This window comes from Desulfovibrio inopinatus DSM 10711 (assembly GCF_000429305.1).
Lineage (GTDB): Bacteria > Desulfobacterota > Desulfovibrionia > Desulfovibrionales > Desulfovibrionaceae > Alteridesulfovibrio > Alteridesulfovibrio inopinatus.
Genome location: NZ_AUBP01000049.1, coordinates 1 through 4528, shown reverse-complemented (window position 1 = coordinate 4528; position 4528 = coordinate 1). Strand labels below are relative to the sequence as shown.

3 protein-coding genes are annotated in these 4528 nt (G+C 50.4%); all 3 read right to left on the bottom strand.

Annotated elements, in window-relative coordinates; all coding sequences use genetic code 11:
• Positions 1 to 536 precede the first annotated feature (536 nt).
• Complete coding sequence (locus G451_RS0120030) at positions 537 to 887, bottom strand: hypothetical protein (RefSeq protein ID WP_027185645.1); 351 nt, start codon at positions 885 to 887, stop codon at positions 537 to 539.
• A 22-nt stretch (positions 888 to 909) separates the two neighbouring features.
• On the bottom strand, positions 910 to 3576 hold the full coding sequence (locus tag G451_RS0120025; RefSeq protein WP_027185644.1) for a DUF3631 domain-containing protein: 2667 nt from the start codon (positions 3574 to 3576) through the stop codon (positions 910 to 912).
• A partial coding sequence (locus G451_RS30670; protein ID WP_034643144.1) for a site-specific integrase occupies positions 3569 to 4528 on the bottom strand: 960 nt, incomplete at its 5' end. The genes G451_RS0120025 and G451_RS30670, both read right to left, overlap by 8 nt.

The following is a 4528-nucleotide window of genomic DNA, read 5'->3' as shown; positions in this document are numbered from 1 at the left end:
GAGTTCAAGAGCGAAAATAGTTACACCGAAAATTGAAGTCTTGTAATTTCAAATATTTATGTTTTCGACTCAAAACGGAAAAATGCAGCCTGATAACTACAGGGCTGCATTTATTCATTTTTCCTTGGACAACCAAGGAACCTTGGCGCTCTGCCGCATGTTCTATGCAGCTTCATTTCTCTTATCCCGCTAGATTATGAACATCAACGAATGACGCTTGTCCACGTTTCACGAAGTGAAGCATAGTGGGCTAGAATTTTGTCCTCGCAAAGACCGAAACGCCATTAGCCGATGATCAAAAATAAAATGGCCTCCGACCAGGGCCGCGCCGAAGGGTGTTCACAGCAGGTCACTTTTCTTCTTTGGTCAAAAATAAAATGGCGTCTGAATCGTCAACCTGTGACGCTTTGCGAGTGAAAAAGATATGCTTTTGTACGGTTGGTTAGCAATATTCTCAAGACACCTGCAAAACGAAAGGCCGGGAAAACCGGCCTCTTCGTTATTGGTTGACGTTTACACTGTGAAAAATGTCATTTTCAGCCAAAGTTGGTGGCAGTCTCTTTTTCTTGCCATGCCTCGGTTAACTCTTTTTTCTTCACCTGGACATTGCGAATCTCACACTCAACGAGATTATCGCTCCGTGGCTGCATGACTTGAACTAGCCCGATTTGCTCTTGAAGCTTGCATGCAAATTGTTGCAAGCGATGGCGCGTTAAACTTGCAAGCGCACCAGATACTTCTGCAACATCCATAAAATCAGCATTTATACACGTCTTTGCAGGGGTATTAATGTAGGCATTTGCAAAAAGGCGTGCAAAAGATTCTGACGGCGTCAAGACGTCATCAATAAAGTCTGACAAATTTATTGAATGTTCGTCGTATTTCATCGTTACTCCTTCCGCATCGCGGCTATATGATTCTCTTTTTACTTGTACGGACATGATTCATGTGTGCCGCCAGACGTTCAGTCTTTGTCATTCTGGCATCGTCATTGTGCATCATATCGCAACCGGCACCGCAATACACACAAGTTGCACAATCTTGACAAAAGCTTTCAGGCGCGGCGCTCCCGGTGGGCTTGATCTCCACATCTTGCTCCACGGCCCATTCTCTGACTTCCTTCAAGACGCGCGGATGTATCGGGAAGGCTCGTAAATGCCCTCCACGAACGCGGTAACGTTTTCCTTGAATGTTGGGGTCAACGAGGTCAAAAACACGCAACTGGCGTCCTATCCAGGAAGCCCGATGCCATTCGGGTATCTGTGTGGTGCTTTGCTGGTCGTAAACCTTTGGAATCATGGTCTTCATCTCATTAACGAGATGATTCGGCATGACCCAAGCAAACCCCTGGATCACCAAATTTCGTAAGGCTTCCCACAGCACTTCGACAGGATCTTCAGAGCGAATCACCTTGCGGCGTTGCATAGCAATGGCTGTCTTGAAGTCGGCTTCAAGTTCAGCATCTCCGGCCATGGCGGCAATAACTTTCAATGGGGCTGTAATTTCCTCCGCCCGATCGCTTTTGCCCGGAACCATGTCCGCATATGTCTTCACAACATGACCGATATTCTCAAAAGCCCAGGTGTGTAATTCATCACGCAAAGCGCGAAGTTTGGCGGCAGAAAGGCTTTGGCGTTCATGAAACTCGGCGCGGACTTCGGGCGGCATAGTGCGCGTCTGAATATGAAGCATCCGACTTCCCAGAATGTCATCAACGCCTTGCGTGTTGTTGATGAACTTGACGCCAAAGAAGTTGAGCTTCTCCGTCTTCATGGTTTTAACGTCCGTCCAGAGCTTGATGCCGGTGCTTTTGTTGTAGGAGAGTTTCAAGGCTTGGGCCAACTCGGAAAAGGAATTGGCTTCTTTACCGCCGTTTCCCTTCGTTCCAAGAGATTCGAGGTCGTCAAGCACCACAAAGCCTCTGGTTTCATCAATATAACGGGCTATACTGGCCGCACTGGTCTGACCGATGACCGACCCGTTCGCGCAGACTTGCGACATGGCAATGCCAAGTTGAGACTTGCCGGAACCGGCAGGACCATTGACGATGAACAACGGCACGGCGTCAAAAGCGGCTTGCGCGTAGGTAACGGGAACCGTCAGCGCCAACACGGCGTAATCCTCCGGGTATGGCAGCCAAACGTTTGCATAGAGGTGCTTATAAATAGCTCGCAGCATCTTACCCAAGGAGCGCGTCTTATTCCGTTTGTTCAGATAGTCGTCAATGGCTCCCCATGACCAGGTGCCGTAGGTGTTTGGCCTCGGCGGAGTCTCAATCAGTGTGCCGTCCGTCAGACGCCATACGACCTGATTCTTGCTGGCTCCCTTCCGAGGACGAGAGGAGACTGCCGTATGAACGGTTCTGTCTGAACGAATAACAACGGTTTCCAGGCTTTCAACAACCTCTTCAATGACCGCTCCGGAAGGATCGAGACGTTTTTCCGTTTCTCGGTAGAGGGTTTGCACGGGGTAGTATAAATACCCATTGTGAAAGGCTCCATTGATGTCGATAGGATCGAAAGAGACTCGGCCCGTCTCCTCTGTGCTGCTGATTTCTTGAGACATCACAGGCGCATTATTCAGAATCTCTTCAAACTCCTCAATAGTTCCGCCCTGTTGCCAAAAGTCCGTCCAATCTTTGCCGAACGTTTTTGGAACAAGAGCGCGGCGTACTTCCCGGCCTGCCAGCAACGCGATCCGCCGGACCATATCCTGACCGGCTTCATCGTTGTCTTGTCCGCAATAGACAACATCCCATCGTTGCCAGAATTCTGGCTCTTTCCATTCATTGGGAAAAGCCGTGCCGTGTGTACTGCTGACCAGCAGCAGGTTTGAAGTCCGGTCATGCTGCGAAAGCTCTTGCCAGTGCCGCCATACGTCCTTGAGGCCTTCACAAATGAAGAGCGTTCTTTGATCTGCTATGGCGTCGGCATAGAACGTGGCCACGTCGCCTTTCATCCATCCGTTATCGCTTAGAGGATTCACGCTCACGCCGGGTATATTGTAATAAACATAGCGATTAAGAAGCCTTCCTTCCAGACCACGCAAGGGGCAGAGCAAAGCGTCAGACCGTCTTTCTCCCGTGTCCTTGTTCTTCCATTCCGCGGACAAGCCCAGGAAGAAACGCTCTATGGTCTTGTCATCAAGGCCACGGCCATGCAGGTACGCAAGCGCCGCACGATTTTTAAAAAGGCGATTACGAAACTTGATCCCGGAGTTGATGTTAAAAAGGTTTTTGCCTTTGGGCTTCTCGTACTTTTCAAAATTCTTCACCGCTTCGGCTTCATCCGCGCTGATGACGCCCAGATGAGCCAGAAAATCAGCGTAATGCACGTTTTCTTTATTCCAGGGGTTCTCTTGAGGATGAAAGCAATGAACGCCATGGACAAGCCGCCCGTTACGACCAATCGATTCAGAGACGCCGCACTGGTAGCCTTTGTGCCCGCATGCGGGGCAACGTTCCATGTTGAACCAAATTGCCGCACCGCGTTTTGTCTTGCGCGTGCGTATACCGTGAACGGCAAGCACTTCGTCAGCCGGAGCACGCATACGTTCAAAAGCGTGTTGTCTATTCATTGACAGCCCCCTGAGTCTGGTAGCTGCCAATCTGGCGGTCAAGGTAGGCCGTCCAGAAAGAGAAGCCGTCCGCAACTTTTAAATGGGCGTAGGCCCGCATAACGGTTTCCAGCCTGTCATGCAGGATATTGGCGGCAACCTGAAAGCCATTGGGGTTGTTCTTGATGTATTCCGTTGCAATGATATGCCGGAAGGCGTGAGCGCTGAATCCAGGGCAGTCGGGGATAAACTTCCGAGTGAGTTTAAGCACGGTGCTTGAAATAACTGCCGCTGAAAGATAATCCCGCGTCCGACCTTTCTTTTCCCCACGGGGTAAAAAAAGGCTGTTGCTTACGGCGGCATCCCGGAAGTAGGGGCGGTAAACACTCAGGTAGGCATCAATATCAGGCCGTAACCACTCTGACAGTGCAACGTCATACGGCTGGCTTGCCGCGCCATAGTGGTTTTTAAAATCAACCGGCTCAAAACGCATGCGCCATTCACCGTCCGGTCCTGTGTACAGGTTGCCCGTGTTGTCAGCGCACCAAGTCATCATTGCGTATTGCTGTACCCGCAAGGGGTTGCAAATGAGCATCTTCACGAGAAGAATATTCCTCGCATGCAATGCGTTGGTGCTTGGTTGGCTTGTTGATGGAATACTACGCTCCATCCGGGCGACCATCTCAAACAGCGCTCCAATAGGGTGCTGCAAGGCAACAATAGAGGCGATGGCATGAAAAGGGTCACGGCCTTTTTTGAAGTGATTCCCCTTGCCGAGTTCCTTATAGACATCAAGCAATGTTGCCCGGTTTTTCTCGCATAGCGCATGCCATGCTTCCGCTTGGAGCGGCTTGCCAAGGCATTCTGAAAACTCCGGTTTTTGCCAGAGGTAGCCGGTCTTTGCACGGAGCATGGAAAGAGCCATTTGGAAAATGTACTTGTGCCCTCCGGTGTATTTGCCTCTGCGGCCTTT